Origin of the sequence: Lentzea sp. NBRC 102530 (genome assembly GCF_030269365.1) — a bacterium.
GTDB lineage: Bacteria > Actinomycetota > Actinomycetes > Mycobacteriales > Pseudonocardiaceae > Lentzea.
Map to the genome: position 1 here is coordinate 29,664 of NZ_BSTF01000019.1, position 16,958 is coordinate 46,621.

The following is a 16,958-nucleotide window of genomic DNA, read 5'->3' on the forward strand; positions in this document are numbered from 1 at the left end:
CGAACGTTCGGTCGGGGGCCTCTTCCGTTTCTACCGCTGGTGCGAGCGGCGGTCGTAGGACACGGCGTAGATGGTGCTGCGGGCGGCCAGGACCGGATCGTCCGACATCTCGATGCCGTCGACCAGCGAGGTCGGGTCGAACACCTGCGCCTGCCAGTGCTCCTGGTCCGCGGCCTCGGCGGTGATCTCGATCCGGCCGACGTCGAGGGAACGGCGATCGGCCGGCCACGCCACCGTCGAGTCGTGCGTCGGATCACCGGGCTCGCCGAACGTCACGCGCAGCACGAACGAGATCGGCAGCCGCTCGCGCAGTTCCTCGGTGAGGTGGTGCGGGGTCCACGAAGAAGAGTCCTCGGCGTCCACGACACCGGCCTCGGGCACCCACGAGTAACGCACGGGCCGAACGACGCCATCAGCGTCACGCCACAGGAACGCGTGGATCGCCCAGTACTGGGACGTGCCGTAGCTCTCGGGGATCCCCACGGACTTGGCCGCCACCAACGCGGGACCGACGGTCGGATGCGCGCCCACGAACGACTTGATGTGCGGCACGGAGGGGTCGCGCGCGTCCGTGTCGGCCTTGGCTGCCTTGATGAAGTCCACGAACTCCTCGGGCGTCGCCGCCACGAACCGCTCCACGTTCACCATCACCAGGTCGGTGTTGGTGCCGTCGGCGAGGTGGAACTTCGTCGCGAACCCGCGCACGGAGCGGTCGCTGTCGAACGCGTGCGGGTTGGCGTCGGTGTGCGAGAAGCGGACGGTCGCGCGCACCGGCGGGCCCTGCAGGTGCGGGGCGGTGGTGAACGGTGCCGCGGCGCCGGACGGGGTGAACGAGGCCTCGTAGACGAAGCCACGGGCGTGGGCGCGGCGGAAGCCGTGGTGGGTGCCCTTCAGATCCTCGATCGAGTCCACGATCGTCGAGGAGATCTGCGATTTCGCCAGCTCGGATGACATGCGCCGAAGCTATCGGCGCATGTCACCCCCTGCCAGAACAGCGTTCCATTCGGCGGTAATCGATCAGGGAGCGGGACGGAAACCGGCCTTCTCGGCGTCCGCCTCGGTGCGGAACCACACGTCGGCGCGGGTGTCGGTGAAGTTCGACGACCCCTGCGAGTAGTAGCGGCGACCGGTCAGCGTCGCCTTCACCGCGAAGTCCGCGGCCGGGGCGTGCCCGTCCGACTTCGGCAGCACCGAGCCCGGACCGAACGGCGAGCGCGGGTTGAAGCCCTCCGGCTGCTGGAAGCGGGCCGGGGAGCCACCGCCGGAGCCGGCGTTCGACGGAGCGCCACCGGTGGACGGCGAGAAGCCGACCGGCCGCGGGCGGACCGGCAGCGCCGGGGCCGCGGGGGCTTCCGGCTTCGCGGACTCGAACGCCGAGAACGCCGGGAAGCTCTGCTGGCGCTGCTGCATCGTGCTGCGGCGCGCCTCGCGGATCGGCAGGCCCGCCTCGGTGTGCCGCTGCGGCAGTTCGACGGGCTCCGGGTCCGGCTCCGGCGGGGCGGCCAGCAGGGGCTCGTCGCTCGGCACGAACTTCGGCACGAACGGCTGGTCGTTGCTCGTGTCCGGGAGCGTGCGGGTCTGGCCCAGGGCGGGCAACGGCTCGTCGGCGTCGAGCAGCGGTTCGAACAGCGACCGCGAACGCTCGGGGGCGGGAGCCGCCGGTGCGGCCGCCGGGGTCTCCACGCCGTGCGAGAAGGCGGCGCCGACCGCACGCGGGGTGCGTTCGGGCACCTCGTCGGCCTCGACCCGCGGCTCGAACGCCGAGAACGGCGCGGGCGGCGGGGCACCCGGCGTCGTGAACGGCATGGTGAACGAGCCGGTGTGCTCGGGAGCGACGAACTCCTCGTAGACGGGCTCCTCGTAGGCCGGTTCCTCACGCAGCGAGTGCGCGGGCTCGGGCTCGACCTCCGGCTCCGCCTCGAGTTCGGGCTCCGCGAACTGGGGCTCCTCGGCGGAGGTCGTCTCGAAGACGCCGTTGCGCACGTGCGGCGCGTCCAGGTCCGTGATCGGCTCGATCAGGCCGGTCTGCTCGGCGGCGGTCTCCGGCTCGACCTCGGCCTCGGGTTCGGTGAACCCGTCCAGCTGGCCGGAGATCTCGTCGCGCACGGCCGGGTACTCGCCGGTGAGGTCGCTGTCGGGCCAGCTGCTCTCCTCGACGGCGATGAACGACGTCTGCTCGGAGCGCGTGCGGACCGGCTCGTCCTCCTGCTCGGCGGCCTCGTCGAGGAAGACCTCCTGCTCCTCCTGGGCCCAGACCTCGCGCGGCTGGTAGATGAAGTCGTCCGGCTGCTCGACCTCGGGACCGGCCGTCGGCGGCGCCGCGGGGGTGGCGGGCTCGGCGACCGGCGGCACGGTCGGCAGGAGCGAGGTCTGCTCGGCGGGCAGCTCCGGCTCGTCGTCGAAGTCCGCGGCCTCGAGACCCGACTGCGACAGCACGGTCGTCTGCTCCGCCGGGGTCTCCGGGGGAGCCTCGGGCGCCAGCCGCTCGAACAACGAGCGCGGGCGGTCGTCCTCGGCGTCGGCCAGGGCCTTCTGCTCCGCCAGCTGCTCCTCGAAGCGGCGCTGCGCCTCCTCGGGCTCCAGGTACTGGCGGACCGGCGCGGCGGGCTCCTCGTCCAGCTCAGGCTGGGCGTCGAACGTCGTCGTCTCGTGCGCCGCGGGCTCCTCCTCCTCCACCACCGGCGGCGGAGGCGGCGACACCGGCGCGGGAGCCGGCACCGGCTCACCGAAGTACGCGGGCGGCTCGGCGTACGGCGCGGGCGTCGGTGCCGGCGGCAGCGCCGGCACGGGCGCGGGCGGCGTCAGCACCTCGTCGCTCAACGATCGCGGCGGCGCGGCCTCCCACTCGTCGACCTCGAAGTCGTCGACGGTGACGGCGGCCGGGACCGGCTTGGCCGACCTGCGCGCGTCGAGAAGTTGATCATCCAGGTCGGCGATCTGCTTTCGCGCGGGGCGCACCATCACCAACCAGGTGAGCAGCACTCCCGCAACGAAGGACAGCAGGCTCCACAGCCAGACCTGCCCGAAGATGTTCACGGGTAAGCCCCTTCTACGACCACACTCCGACCCCACTCACTCGGAAGGGTGAGCATGGCCAAACTACAGTGCCTTTGATGATGCTCCGTCACTACGCCGTTCAGCGCAAATAACGGGTGGAAAGCCCAGCGTAGAGTGGGATTTTGTGCCCCCTCTGACCACCTCGGCCATCAGTTCGCCAGAAGTTCACACCCAGGGGCGAGGGGTCACCTACGGCGCACTCGCCTACGTCCTTTGGGGCCTGTTCCCGGCGTACTGGCCACTGCTCGTACCCGCCCAGCCGGTCGAGGTGCTCGCGCACCGGATCGTCTGGTCGTTCGTCACCCTCGCCATCGTCGTCGCCCTGCTCCGGCGCTGGCGTCCTCTCCTGGAACTATCCGGGAGAGGCTGGCTCATCGTTACCGCAGCCGCCGTCTTGATCACGGTGAACTGGGGAACGTACATCTACGCCGTCAACAGCCATCATGTCGTCGAGGCCGCGCTCGGCTACTTCATCAACCCGTTGGTGAGCGTGGCACTGGGCATGATCTTCCTCAAGGAACGATTGCGCATCACTCAGGTCGCGGCGATCGGCGTGGCCGTGATCGCTGTGATCGTGCTCACCATCGACTACGGCAGGCTTCCGGTGATCTCGCTGATCCTGGCCTGTTCCTTCGGCACCTACGGGCTGCTGAAGAAGAAGGTGCCGCTGGACGCGATCTCCAGCCTCACCGCGGAGAACGCCGTGATCGCGCCGATCGCGTTGGTCTACCTGTTCACGCTCGGCAGTGCGAACACCTTCACGACCGAGGGCACCGGTCACGTGCTGCTGCTCCTCAGCACCGGCGTCGTCACAGTGATCCCGTTGCTGCTGTTCGGGGCCGGCGCGCGGCTGATCCCGTTGAGCACCATGGGGATGCTCCAGTACATCGCGCCGATCCTGCAGTTCGCGTGGGGCGTGTTCGTGGTGCACGAGCCGATGCCGGCCAGCCGGTGGATCGGGTTCGGCCTGGTGTGGCTCGCCCTGGCGTTCTTCACGGTCGACGCGCTGAGGAACCGGCGCAAGCAGGTGCTCGCGCCGGTCAGCTGAGCACTACCGGGAACGCTCCACCACGTACACGGCCAGCTCTTCGAGGGCGTCGCGGGCCGGGCACTGCGGCAGCTTGCCGAGCTCGACCCTGGCCCGGTCGACGTAGTCGGCGAGGACCTCGCGCGAGCGGTCCATGCCCGCGGACTCGCGCAGCAGGTCCAGGGCCTCTTCGACGAGGGCGTCGTCGGAGATCGGCCCCGCCAGCAGTTCGGCGAGCCGCGTCTCGGACGGGTCGGCCAGCGCGTAGAGCATCGGCAGCGTCTTCACGCCCTCGCGCAGGTCGGTGCCGGGCGTCTTGCCCGAGGTCACCGACGGCGACGCGATGTCGATGACGTCGTCGGAGATCTGGAACGCCGCCCCGATCACCTCGGCGTAGCGGCGCAGCGCGTCCGTCTGCTCGTCGGTGGCGTCGGAGAACATGCCGCCGAACCGGGCCGCCGTGGCGATCAGGCAGCCGGTCTTCTCCTCGATCACCTTGAGGTAGTGGGAGATGGCGTCCTCGCCGGGCTGAGGGCCGACGGTCTCGCGCATCTGACCGGTCACCAGGAGCGAGAAGGTCTCCGCGATGATCCGCGCCGCGTCGGTCCCCAGGTCGGCGGTCAGCCGGGACGCGTGGGCGAACAGGAAGTCGCCCGTCAGGATCGCGATGCTGTTGTCCCACTTGACGTTCGCGGAGACAGCTCCGCGCCGCATGGTCGCCTCGTCCATGACGTCGTCGTGGTAGAGCGTCGCGAGGTGGGTGAGCTCCACCACAGTGGCCGCCTTGATGACCTTCTCCCGGTCCCAGTCGGCGCCGAACTGCGATGCGAGCAGTGTGAAGAGCGGGCGGATCCGCTTTCCGCCCGCCTCCACAAGGTGAAGCGAGGTTTCCGTGACCGGGGTGAACTCGCTCTGCACGACGTCGTGCAGGTTGCGCTCCACCTCGGCCAGGCCGTCCTGGACTACCTCGGTGAGCACGGGGTCCACCAACGCGAACCCCGGTCCCAAATGCTCGCTACTGGTCACACCAGCAGCCTACGTACACCTAGCTGAGGAAGGTGCCGGTACCCGCCCAATCGAGCACGAACGTGGGCCACAAACCCAGCACCAAGGTCACGACGGCACCCAACGTGATCGCGATCGTGGTGAACGCGCCGGGCACGGTGACGGTCGGGCCGTCGGGAGCCGGGTCGCTGAAGTACATCAGCACGATCACCCGCAGGTAGAAGAACGCCGCGACGGCCGAGGCCACCAGGGCGATCACCACGAGCGGCGTCAGGCCGGCCTCGATCGCCGCGCTGAACACGACGAACTTGCCGATGAAGCCGGACGTCAGCGGGATGCCGGCCAGGGCCAGCAGCAGGAACGTGAAGGTGGCCGCCACGATCGGCGACCGCTTCGCGAGACCCGCCCACTGCGACAGGTGCGTCGCCTCGCCGTCCGAGTTGCGGACCAGCGACACGATGCCGAACGCGGCGATCGTGGTGAAGCCGTACGCCAGCAGGTAGAACATGGTCGCGCTCACACCGGGGGCGTCGCCCTCGGGCGTCAGCGCGATCGAGCCGATCAGCAGGAAGCCGGCGTGCGCCACCGAGGAGTACGCGATCATGCGCTTCACGTCGGTCTGGGTCAGGCCCAGGATCGCGCCGATCACCATCGACACGACCGCGACGGCGTAGAGCACGCCGCGCCACTCCCACTGCGTGTTCTCGAACGCGACCGTGAGCACGCGCAGGATGCCGCCGAACGCGGCGACCTTGGTGCACGCGGCCATGAACGCCGTCACCGGCGTCGGCGCGCCCTGGTACACGTCCGGGGTCCAGGCGTGGAACGGACCGACGGCGGCCTTGAACAGCAGGCCCACCACCAGCAGGCCGAAGCCCGCGAACAGCAGCGTGTCGGAACGGTCGGTGCCGCCTGCGGCCGTCGCGATCGCCGAGAGCTTCACCGAACCCGCGTAGCCGTAGAGCAGGGCCACGCCGTAGAGGAAGAACGCGGAGGCGAACGCGCCGAGCAGGAAGTACTTCACGGCCGCTTCCTGCGAGAGCAGGCGACGGCGGCGAGCCAGACCGCACAGCAGGTACAGCGGCAGCGACAGGACTTCCAGCGCGATGAACATCGTCAGCAGGTCGTTCGCGGCGACGAACGTCATCATGCCGCCGAGCGCGAACAGCGTGAGCGGGAAGACCTCGGTCTGCATGCCGGTCTTCGTCGCCTGCGCGCGGTCCTGCACGGTGCCGGGACGGATCGCGGCCTGCGCCACGAACGCGCCACCGGGCTCCACCGAGCGGTCCGCGATCAGCAGCACGCTGCCGAACGCCAGCACCAGCAACGTGGCCCACAGGAAGAGCGACGGCGAGTCGACCGCGATCGCGCCCGCCAGCGTCGCGATGCCCGTCTCCGGGCGGTCCGACGTCGCGTAGACGATCAGCGTGCCGGTGGCGGCGACCATCGACACGAGCGTCAGCACGAGCTGCACCGCCCACCGCTGGTGCTTGGGCAGCAACGCTTCCAGCAGCACGCTGACGCAGGCCGCGCCGAGCACGATCAGCAGCGGCGCGATGGCGCCGTATTCGATCTCCGGCGCCTCGATCGTCTGCGCCTGAGCGACGAGAAGGTTCACGTCACTTGCCTTCCTGCACGGTGACCGGGTCGGTCACGCCGACCTCGGTCAGCGTCGCCCCGACAGTCGGGGTGATGACGTCGAGCACCGGCTGCGGGTAGAACCCGAGGGCCAGCACGATGACAACGAGCGGTGCCAGGACGGCGATCTCGCGCTTGGTGAGGTCGCCGATCGTGGTCTTCTTCTCCGGGTCTCCCACAGCACCCGGACCGGCGGCCGCACCCAGGAGCGCGTCGCCGCGCAGCGGGCCGGTCATGATCCGCTGGTAGAGCCACAGCACGTAGAGCGCGGCGAGCACCATGCCGACCGTCGCGATGATCGTGAACACCGGCTGCGTCGGGAACGAGCCGATCAGCACGAGGAACTCGGAGACGAACGAGTTCGTGCCCGGCAGCGACAGCGTGGTCAGGCCGGAGATCAGCAGCATGCCCGCGAGCAGCGGCGCCACCTTGGACATGCCGCCGTAGTCGGAGATCAGCGACGAACCACCGCGCGCGATGATCATGCCGACCACGAGGATCAGCATGCCGGTCGAGATCGAGTGGTTGAGCATGTACGACACCGAGCCCACGCCCGCCTGCGACGTGAACGAGAAGATGCCGAGCGCGATGAAGCCGAAGTGGGCGATCGAGACGTAGGCGAGGAACCGCTTCATGTCCCGCTGGCCCGTGGCGAGCAGCGATCCATAAAGGACACCGGCCACCGCGAGCACGAGCACCAGCGGCGCCAGGTTCTTCGACGCCTCGGGGAACATCGGCAGCAGGTAGCGCAGCATGCCGAACGTGCCGACCTTGTCCAGGATGCCGACGACGATGACCGTGACGCCGATGGGCGCCTCGGCGGCCGCGTCGGGCAGCCAGGTGTGGAACGGCACGAGCGGCGCCTTGATCGCGAACGCCAGGAAGAAGCCGAGGAACAGCCAGGTCTGCGTCGTCGAGTCGGCGTCGCGGACCACGGTCACGAGGGTCGCCCAGTCGAACGTGCCCTTGCCCAGCTCGTCCGACGCCATCGCGTAGGCGCCGATCGCGGAGGCCAGCATGATCAGGCCGCCGAGGAACGAGTACAGGAAGAACTTGACCGCCGCGTACTGCCTGCGCGCGCCGCCGTAGCCGCCGATCAGGAAGTACATCGGGATGAGCATGACCTCGAAGAGGACGTAGAACAGGAAGACGTCGGTGGCGGCGAACACCGCGACCGTCACGGCCTCCTGGACCAGGATCAGCGAGAGGTAGCCGCCCTGCGAACGCCCGGCGGGCAGCTTCTCGGTCCAGCCGGCACCGATCACCAGCGGGATCAGCAGCGCGATGACCGCGATCATCACCAGCGCGATGCCGTCGATGCCGAACGAGAGCCGGACGCCGAACGCCGGGATCCAGTCCACCCCGGTGGCGAGCTGGATGCGGTCGCCGTCCGGGTCGTACGCGGTCCAGAGCAGGACGGCCAGCACGAGCTCGACGAGCGAGAACGCCAGCGCGACGAGCTTGGCCTTCTTGTCGTCCTTGCGCAGGAACGCCACCACCAGCGCGCCGACCAGCGGCACCACCAGCAGTGCGATCAGAACCCAGGTCACGAGAACCTCACCACCAGGAGCGCCCCGAGCACGAAGATCGAGCCCAGCAGCATGGACAGTGCGTAGGAGCGGACGAACCCGGTCTGCAGCCTGCGCAACCGGCCGGAGCTACCGCCGAGCAGCGCCGCGGTGCCGTTGACGACACCGTCGACGCCCTTCAGGTCGAGGAACACCAGCGCGCGGGTGAGCCAGGTGCCCGGCCGCGCGAACAGGGCCTCGTTCAGTGCGTTGCCGTAGAGGTCCGCACGGGCCGCGCGCACCGGCCAGGACACCCGCACCGGACGCTCGACCGGCTGCTTGCGGCGGCCGAAGAGCAGGAACGCGAGACCGGCGCCGACCAGGGCGAGCGCCACGGTCAGGATGCCGACCATGCCGTGCGAGATGACGCCGTGCTCTTCCTTCAGCTCGCCCAGCGAGGGCTCGAGCCACTCGGCGAGACGTCCGCCGGAGGAGAGGAACCAGCCGCCACCGATCGAGCCGACCGCGAGGATGATCATCGGAACGGTCATCGACAGCGGGGACTCGTGCGGGTGGTAGTCCTTGCCGTTCTCCGCCTTCAGTTCCTTCCAGCGGGGCTGGCCGAGGAAGACGAGGATCAGCAGGCGCGTCATGTAGAACGCGGTCAGCGCGGCACCGAGCAGTGCGACACCGCCGAAGACCCACGGGCGCCAGCCCTCACCGGTGAACGCCGCCGCGATGATGGCGTCCTTCGAGAAGTAGCCCGCGAACGGCGGGATGCCGATCAGCGCGAGGTAGCCGAGCGTCCAGGTGACGAAGGTGATCGGCAGGAACTTGTAGAGCCCGCCCATCCGGCGGATGTTGCCCTCGTCGTTCATGCCGTGCATGACCGAACCGGCACCGAGGAAGAGCCCGGCCTTGAAGAAGCCGTGCGTCAGCAGGTGCATGATGCCGAGCGCGTAGCCGATCGGGCCGAGGCCCACGGCGAGGATCATGTAGCCGATCTGCGAGACCGTCGAGTACGCCAGGACCTTCTTGAAGTCGTCGTAGGCGCAACCGATGATGCAACCGATCAGCAGCGTGACGCCACCGATGATCATGACGACCAGGCGGCCGTCCTCGCTCAGGTTGTAGAGCGGGTTCGAGCGGGCGATGAGGTACACGCCCGCGGTGACCATCGTCGCCGCGTGGATCAGGGCGGACACCGGGGTCGGGCCGGCCATCGCGTCCGGCAACCAGGCCTGGAGCGGGAACTGACCCGACTTGCCGCAGGCGCCCAGGAGCAGCAGCAGCGTGATCGCGAGGACCTCGGCCGAGGAGAACTCGCTGACGCGGCTGAAGACCTCGGTGTACTGCGTCGTCCCGAGCTTGTTGAACATCAGGAAGATCGCGATGGCGAGGCCCAGGTCACCGACGCGGTTCATCAGGAAGGCCTTCTTGGCCGCCGACGCCGCTTCCGGCTTGTACTGGTACCAGCCGATCAGCAGGTACGAGGCGAGACCGACGCCCTCCCAGCCGAAGTACAGGGTCACGAAACCGTTGCCCAGCACCAGCAGGAGCATCGCGGACACGAAGAGGTTCAGGTAGGCGAAGAACTTGCGCCTGCCTTCCTCGTGCGCCATGTAGCCGATCGAGTAGATGTGGATCAGCGAGCCCACACCGGTGATCAGCAGCACGAACGTGAGCGACAACGGGTCGAGTCGCAGTCCGAACTCGACGGTCAGCGCGTTGACGTCGATCCAGTTGAACAGGTGCAGGTTCTGCACCCGCTCCTCGGCGTTGGAGATGCCGACGGTCGAGAAGAACAACGCGAGCGCGTAGCCGAACGACGCCAGGAGCGTCGCGCTGCCGAGCAGGTGGCCCCACTTGTCGGCGCGCTTGCCACTGACCAACAGCACCGCCGCGCCGAACGCGGGCAGCGCCAACAACAGCCAGGCGAGAGAAGCGACCCCGCTGGCGGCAACAGGTTCCGTCACCGGTGACCCCTCAGTACTTCAGCAGGTTCGAGTCGTCGACCGAGGCCGAGCGACGCGTCCGGAAGATGGACATGATGATCGCGAGGCCGACGACGACCTCCGCCGCGGCGACGACCATCACGAAGAACGCCATCACCTGACCGTCGAGCGAGCCGTTGATCCGCGCGAACGTCACGAGGCTCAGGTTGACCGCGTTGAGCATGAGCTCGACGCACATGAAGACCACGATGGCGTTGCGGCGCACCAGCACGCCGACGGCGCCGATGCTGAACAGCAGTGCCGACAGCAGCAGGTAGTAGGTGGGGGTCACGACTCACTTCCCTTGAGCGCGTGCGCGTCCGCCTCGTGGGCGGTACCGGCCACCCCGGCGACGTCGTCCGAGAGCTTGGACTTGTCGGTCGCCTCGATGACCTCGAACAGCGACTCCTCCGCCACCGTGCCGTCGGGCAGCAGGGCGGGGGTGGCCACCGAGTTCGCGGTGGCGAAGACGCCGGGTCCGGGCAGCGAGCCGACCCGCTTGCCCTCCTGGAAGCGCTCCTCGACGAGTTCCTTCTGCGTCTTCTTGGCGGGCTTCCCGTCACGGCCGACGAACGCCAGGATCATCGCGCCGAGGGCGGCGGTGATCAGCAGCGCCGAGGTGAGCTCGAACGCGAACAGGTAGTCCGTGAAGAGCTTCTGGCCGATGTTGCCGACGTTGCCGCCGTTGGTGGTGTTCGCCTCGGCGAGACCGCGGGAGTCGACCGACGTGAGCGCGCGGGCGACCGAGCCGACCATCAGGATCGCGAACCCGATGCCGAGCAACGCGGCCGCGAGTCGTTGTCCCCGGATGACTTCGACGACGGAGTCCGAACTGTCGCGGCCGACCATCATCAGCACGAACAGGAACAGCATCATGATCGCGCCGGTGTAGACGATGATCTGCACGAAGCCGAGGAACGGCGCCTGCTGGATCATGTACAGCACACCGAGGCTGAGCATCGTCACGACGAGCCAGAGCGCGGAGTGCACGGCGTTGCGCGCGAAGAGCATGCCGAGCGCGCCGGCCAGGGCCAGCGGACCCAGCACCCAGAACGAGATCGCCTCGCCCGTGGTGACCGTGTCGACCACGCGCTGCACCGGTTCCGGCTGCTGCTGCGCCAGGAAGCTGACGAGGAGGCTCACTGCTGGGCCCCCTTGCCTTCTTGGGCCACCTTCGCCAACTGCGGACCGTTCACGTAGTAGTCCTGCTCGTTGTCGCCCAACCGCATCGGGTGCGGCGGCTGCTCCATGCCGGGCAGCAGCGGGGCGAGCAGGTCCTCCTTCGTGAAGATCAGGTCCTGGCGGTTGTCGTCGGCGAGCTCGTACTCGTTCGTCATCGTGAGCGAACGGGTCGGGCAGGCCTCGATGCACAGGCCGCAGCCGATGCAGCGCAGGTAGTTGATCTGGTAGTCGGCACCGAAGCGCTCACCCGGTGAGTAGCGGGCTTCCTCGGTGTTGTCGCCACCCTCGACGAAGATCGCGTCCGCCGGGCAGGCCCACGCGCACAGCTCGCAGCCGACGCACTTCTCCAGCCCGTCCGGGTGCCGGTTCAGCTGGTGACGGCCGTGGAACCGCGGCGCGGTCACCTTCTTGACCTCGGGGTACTCCTCCGTCACCACCTTCTTGAACATGGTGCCGAAGGTGACGCCGAAGCCTTTCAGGGACTCGAACATCCCTACTCAGCCTCCTTACCGGTGGTGACGGCAGCCGTTTCCTGGGGAATGGTGGCGACCTTGACCTTGCGCTTGGGCGCTGACTTGGGGACCGCGAGGTCCAGCGGCGGGACGGGGAAGCCCGAACCCGCGAGCGGAACGCCCTTGGTGTCCTGGACCTTCTTGTCCGGCAGCAGGAACGAGACCAGCAGCACGAGCCCGACGATGACGCCGAGCGCGATGAGCCGCTGCGCCGTGGAGAGCTGCTGGATCGCACCGGTGCGGATGACCGCGACGGCCATGATCCAGACGAGGCTGGTCGGGACCAGCACCTTCCAGCCCAGGCGCATGAACTGGTCGTAGCGCATGCGGGGCAGCGTGCCGCGCAGCCAGATGAAGAGGAACAGGAAGGCCAGCGTCTTGATGATGAACCAGAGCAGGCCCCACCAGCCGGTGTTCATGAAGTCGCCGCTCCACGGGGCGTGGTAGCCACCGAGGAAGAGCGTCGTCGCGAGCGCCGACACCGTCACCATGTTCACGTACTCGGCGAGGAAGAACAGCGCGAACTTCAGCGAGCTGTACTCCGTGTGGAAACCACCGACGAGCTCCGACTCGGCCTCGGGGAGGTCGAACGGGGCGCGGTTGGTCTCGCCGACCATCGACACGACGTAGATCGCGAAGCTGGGGAAGAGCAGCAGGCCGAACCAGCCGGGCGCGAAGCCGAGCACCGTGGTCGCCTGCGCGCCGACGATGTCACCGGTCGACATCGAGCCGGTGAACATGATCACCGCGACGATCGACAGGCCCATCGCGATCTCGTAGGAGATCACCTGCGCGGCCGACCGCAGCGCGCCGAGCAGCGGGTACGGCGAGCCGGAGGCCCAGCCGGACAGCACGATGCCGTAGACGCCGATCGAGGAGCAGGCGAGCACCACGAGCACGCCGACCGGGAGGTCGACGAGCTGCAGCGCGGTCTGCTGGCCGAACAGGTTGACCTCACCCGCGAGCGGGATCACCGAGAACGCGAGGAACGCGGGGATGCAGGAGATCACCGGGGCGAGGAAGAACACCCACTTGTCCGCGAGGACCGGGCGGATGTCCTCCTTGAACGCGAGCTTCAGACCGTCCGCGAGCGACTGGAGCCAGCCGTTCGGGCCGACCCGGTTGGGGCCGGGGCGGTGCTGCATGCGCGCGACGACCTTGCGCTCCCAGTTGATCATGAACAGGGTCATGACCACGAGGAAGGCGAAGATCGCGACGACCTTGATCAGGACGAGCCAGATCGGGTCGTCCGCGAGCAGTTCCGCGGTCTTCCCGTTCTCCGCCGCGAGGACGTGCTGGATCATGAGTTTCCTCCGCTGACGGAGACGATCGAACCGTGGCCCGCGCCGAGCGTGCGGCGCACGGTCACGTCACCCGAGTTGGTGGGCAGCCAGATGACGCCCTCGGGCAGGTCGTCGGTCTCGACCGGGAGCGTGATCGCGCCGCGGTCGGTGGAGACCGTGACCTGACCGCCGTTCTCCAGGCCGAACTGCTGTGCGGTGGCCTCGGCGACCTTCGCGACGACCGGGCGGGCCGTGCCGGCGAGGTGCGGCTCGTCGACCTGGAGCGAACCGTTGCCGATCAGGCGGTGCCAGGTGGCGAGGACGGCCTGGCCGGGACCGGCCGGGGAGACCAGCGGCGCGGCGACGTTCAGCGAGGAGCCGGTGACGGCGCCCTCACCGAGCCGGGCCAGGTCGGCGGCCGAGGCGGCGGGCGTCTGCGTGAACAGGTCCGCGTCCATCTCCACCGCGAGGGTGTCGAGCACGCGGCAGTCCGGCAGCGACCCGGTGCCTTCGAGCGTCAGGCCGAACTCGCGGCGGCGGCCCTCCCAGTTGAGGAAGCTGCCGGCCTTCTCGACCGCCGGGGCGATCGGGAGCACGACGTCGGCGTACGCGGTGACCGCGCTCGGACGCATCTCCAGGCTGACGATGAAACCGGCCCCCGCCAACGCCTTCTCCGCGAGTCGCGGGTCCGGCAGGTCGAACGGGTCGACGCCGCCGACCAGCAGGCCGGACAGCTCGCCGTTCGCGGCGGCCTCGAGGATGCCCGTGGTGTCGCGGCCGGGGGTCGCGGGCAGCGAGCCCTCCTCGACACCCCAGGTGCGCTCGACCTCGGTGCGCGCGGTGGCGTTGCTGACGTGGCGACCGCCGGGCAGCAGGTTCGGCGTGGCACCGACCGCGAGCGCGCCGCGCTCACCGGCACGGCGGGGAATCCACGCGACCTTGGCGCCGGTGCGCTCCGCGAGCCTCGCGACCGCGGTGAACGCGCCGGGGATCACGGCGGCGCGTTCGCCGACCAGGATCACCGCGCCGGGCTTGGACAGCAGCTCGACGACGTCGGAAGCGTGCTCCGGCAACGCGTTGATGGCGTTCGCCTCGGCACCGGGCACGCAGGCGAGCAGCGTGCCGAACGTCTTCTCCACGGCCGGGGTCGTGAACTGACCGAGGTGGAAGACCTTCGTCCTGCCGGTGCGCGCGGCCTTGCGCAGGCGCAGGAAGACGATCGGCGCCTCTTCCTCGGGCTCGAACGCGACCAGCAGGGCGGCCGGTGCGGCCTCGATGCCCTGGAAGGTCACGCCGTTGTCCGGGTTGGTGAACACCGTGGTGCCGGACAGGAACTCCAGCTCCTCGGCGCTGTGCGGCCGGGCGCGGAAGTCGATGTCGTTGGTGTGCAACGCGATCCGGGCGAACTTCGAGTACGCGTAGGCGTCCTCGACGGTCAGCCGGCCACCGGTCAGCACGCCGACGCCGTTCGCGTCCCGTGCCGCCAGCAGACCCGCGGACGCGACCTGCAGAGCCTCGGTCCAGGACGACTCGCGCAGCTCACCGGACTCCGCGTCGCGCACCAGCGGCCGCTTGAAGCGGTCACCGGTCGTGGCGTAGCGGAAGGCGAACCGGCCCTTGTCGCAGATCCACTCCTCGTTGACCTGCGGGTCGTCGCCGGCGAGCTTGCGCTGCACCTTGCCGCGCCGCCAGTCGGTGCGCTCGGCACACCCGGAGGAGCAGTGCTCGCACACGCTCGGCGTCGACACGAGGTCGAACGGCCGGGCGCGGAAGCGGTAGGCGGCACTCGTCAGGGCGCCGACCGGGCAGATCTGGATGGTGTTGCCGGAGAAGTAGCTCTGGAACGGCTTCTCCTTCGCCACACCGATCTGCTGCTGCGCACCGCGCTCGAGCAGCTCGATGAACGGGTCGCCGGCGATCTGCGCGGAGAACCGGGTGCAGCGCTGGCAGAGCACGCAGCGTTCGCGGTCGAGCAGCACCTGCGTGGAGATGTTGATCGGCTTCGGGAACGTCCGCTTGTGCTCGTGGAAGCGGGAGTCGCTGCGACCGTGGGCGATCGCCTGGTTCTGCAGCGGGCACTCACCGCCCTTGTCGCAGATCGGACAGTCCAGCGGGTGGTTGATGAGCAGCAGCTCCATCACACCCTGCTGGGCCTTGTCCGCGACCGGCGAGGTCAGCTGGGTCTTCACGACCATGCCGTCCGCGACCGTCATCGTGCAGGAGGCCTGCGGCTTCGGCATCGGCCGGCCGCCCATCTCGACCTCGACGAGGCACTGGCGGCAGGCGCCCGCGGGCTCCAGCAGCGGGTGGTCGCAGAAGCGCGGGATGACCGTGCCGAGGCGCTCGGCCGTGCGGATCAGCAGCTCGCCCTTGGGCGCGACGACGGTCTCGCCGTCGATGACGAGCTTGACGTGACCCTCGGGCACGACGACGTCGTCGGTGCTGTTCTTGTCAGGGGCGATGGTCATGCGTTCGCTCCAGCCAGGACCTTGGAGTTCTGGTCGCAAAGGGCCAGGAACTCGTCCTTGAAGTACTTGATGCCGCTGGTGATCGGGCTGACGGCACCGTCACCGAGCGCGCAGAAGGAACGGCCGAGGATGTTGTCGCAGACGTCGAGCAACGTGTCGATGTCGCTCGCCGTGCCGTTGCCCGCGACCATCCGCTGCAGGATCTGCACGAGCCAGTACGTGCCCTCGCGGCACGGCGTGCACTTGCCGCACGACTCGTGCTTGTAGAACTCCGTCCACTTCATGACGGCCCACGGCACGGACACGGTCTCGTTGAAGATCTGCAGGGCGGTGGTGCCCAGCATCGACCCGGCCTCGGCGGCACCCTCGAAGTCCAGCGGCACGTCGAGGTGCTCCGCGGTGAACAGCGGGGTGGACGAACCACCCGGCGTCCAGAACTTCAGCGGGATGCCGTCCTTCATGCCGCCGGCCATGTCGAGCAGCTGCCGCAGGGTCGTGCCCATCGGCGCCTCGTACTGGCCGGGGTTCGTGACGTGGCCGGACAGCGAGTAGATCTTCGGACCGGGCGACCGGTCGCGACCCATCTCGCGGAACCAGTCCGCCCCACCGTTGACGATGAAGGGAACCGACGCGATGGTCTCGACGTTGTTCACCACGGTGGGCGACGCGTAGAGGCCCGAGGTCGCGGGGAACGGCGGCTTGAGCCGCGGCTGGCCGCGACGGCCCTCCAGCGAGTCGAGCAGCGCGGTCTCCTCGCCGCAGATGTACGCGCCGGCGCCGGCGTGGATCACGAGGTCCAGGTCGAACCCGCTGCCGAGGATGTCCTTGCCCAGGTAGCCCTTGGCGTACGCCTCGCGCACCGCCGCGTTGAGGCGGCGGATGCAGTGCAGGACCTCGCCGCGGACGTAGATCGCCGCGAAGTTCGCGCGGATCGCGTACGACGTGATGATCACGCCCTCGATCAGCGAGTGCGGGTCCGCCATCATCGTGGGGATGTCCTTGCAGGTGCCCGGCTCGCCCTCGTCGGCGTTGATGACGAGGTAGTGCGGCTTGCCGTCGCCCTGCGGGATGAAGCCCCACTTCATGCCGGTGGGGAACCCCGCGCCGCCGCGGCCGCGCAGTCCGGAGTCCTTGCACTGCTGGATGAGCTGGTCCGGGTGGGCCTTGAGAGCCTTCGGCAGCGCGGTGTAGCCACCGGTGCGCTCGTAGGTCTCGATGGTCCAGGACCTGGGCTCGGTCCAGCGCTTGGTGAGAACGGGAGTCAGCGGGTCAACCATTTTCGTC

13 protein-coding genes are annotated in these 16,958 nt (G+C 69.0%); 1 reads left to right on the forward strand and 12 read right to left on the reverse strand.

All coding sequences use genetic code 11. The annotated features are described in order from the left end of the window. Positions 1–30: 30 nt before the first annotated feature. Positions 31–954 carry a catalase family peroxidase gene (locus QSK25_RS37290; RefSeq protein WP_285645427.1) on the reverse strand — a complete coding sequence of 308 codons (924 nt, stop codon included), beginning with the start codon at positions 952–954 and terminating at the stop codon, positions 31–33. Positions 955–1,017: 63 nt separating this feature from the next. Continuing rightward, positions 1,018–3,036, reverse strand: a complete 2,019-nt coding sequence (locus QSK25_RS37295) for a sunset domain-containing protein (protein ID WP_285645428.1) — start codon at positions 3,034–3,036, stop codon at positions 1,018–1,020. Between the two features lie 145 nt (positions 3,037–3,181). On the opposite strand from QSK25_RS37295, the gene rarD reads away from it, so the two are divergent. After that, the gene (gene rarD / locus QSK25_RS37300) at positions 3,182–4,105 is read left to right on the forward strand and encodes an EamA family transporter RarD (protein ID WP_285645430.1); all 924 of its coding nucleotides are present in this window, start codon (positions 3,182–3,184) and stop codon (positions 4,103–4,105) included. A 3-nt stretch (positions 4,106–4,108) separates the two neighbouring features. Here the strand turns inward: rarD and QSK25_RS37305 are convergent, their stop codons facing one another. Genes QSK25_RS37305 through nuoF form a run of 10 tightly spaced genes read right to left on the reverse strand, consistent with a single transcriptional unit; the run spans position 4,109 to position 16,951 of the window. Continuing rightward, on the reverse strand, positions 4,109–5,092 hold the full coding sequence (locus tag QSK25_RS37305; RefSeq protein ID WP_285645679.1) for a polyprenyl synthetase family protein: 984 nt from the start codon (positions 5,090–5,092) through the stop codon (positions 4,109–4,111). A gap of 37 nt (positions 5,093–5,129) precedes the next feature. Further along, positions 5,130–6,707 carry an NADH-quinone oxidoreductase subunit NuoN gene (nuoN, locus tag QSK25_RS37310; RefSeq protein ID WP_285645431.1) on the reverse strand — a complete coding sequence of 526 codons (1,578 nt, stop codon included), beginning with the start codon at positions 6,705–6,707 and terminating at the stop codon, positions 5,130–5,132. A 1-nt stretch (position 6,708) separates the two neighbouring features. Next, positions 6,709–8,277: an NADH-quinone oxidoreductase subunit M gene (locus tag QSK25_RS37315; protein WP_285645432.1), complete on the reverse strand. Its 1,569-nt coding sequence runs from the start codon at positions 8,275–8,277 to the stop codon at positions 6,709–6,711. Continuing rightward, on the reverse strand, positions 8,274–10,211 hold the full coding sequence (gene nuoL / locus QSK25_RS37320; protein WP_285645434.1) for an NADH-quinone oxidoreductase subunit L: 1,938 nt from the start codon (positions 10,209–10,211) through the stop codon (positions 8,274–8,276). The genes QSK25_RS37315 and nuoL overlap by 4 nt, the downstream gene beginning before the upstream one ends. A gap of 10 nt (positions 10,212–10,221) precedes the next feature. Then, positions 10,222–10,521, reverse strand: coding sequence for an NADH-quinone oxidoreductase subunit NuoK (gene nuoK, locus QSK25_RS37325; RefSeq protein WP_030473209.1), 300 nt, complete (start codon positions 10,519–10,521; stop codon positions 10,222–10,224). Further along, complete coding sequence (locus QSK25_RS37330; protein ID WP_502881936.1) at positions 10,518–11,372, reverse strand: NADH-quinone oxidoreductase subunit J; 855 nt, start codon at positions 11,370–11,372, stop codon at positions 10,518–10,520. Before QSK25_RS37330 ends, nuoK begins: the two co-directional genes overlap by 4 nt. Then, positions 11,369–11,902: an NADH-quinone oxidoreductase subunit NuoI gene (gene nuoI, locus QSK25_RS37335; RefSeq protein WP_285645440.1), complete on the reverse strand. Its 534-nt coding sequence runs from the start codon at positions 11,900–11,902 to the stop codon at positions 11,369–11,371. Before nuoI ends, QSK25_RS37330 begins: the two co-directional genes overlap by 4 nt. Positions 11,903–11,904: 2 nt before the next feature. Then, positions 11,905–13,227, reverse strand: coding sequence for an NADH-quinone oxidoreductase subunit NuoH (nuoH, locus tag QSK25_RS37340; RefSeq protein ID WP_285645442.1), 1,323 nt, complete (start codon positions 13,225–13,227; stop codon positions 11,905–11,907). Continuing rightward, positions 13,224–15,674, reverse strand: a complete 2,451-nt coding sequence (locus QSK25_RS37345) for an NADH-quinone oxidoreductase subunit G (RefSeq protein ID WP_285645443.1) — start codon at positions 15,672–15,674, stop codon at positions 13,224–13,226. The genes nuoH and QSK25_RS37345 overlap by 4 nt, the downstream gene beginning before the upstream one ends. Further along, positions 15,671–16,951, reverse strand: a complete 1,281-nt coding sequence (gene nuoF, locus QSK25_RS37350) for an NADH-quinone oxidoreductase subunit NuoF (RefSeq protein WP_285645444.1) — start codon at positions 16,949–16,951, stop codon at positions 15,671–15,673. The genes QSK25_RS37345 and nuoF overlap by 4 nt, the downstream gene beginning before the upstream one ends. Between the last annotated feature and the right edge of the window lie 7 nt (positions 16,952–16,958).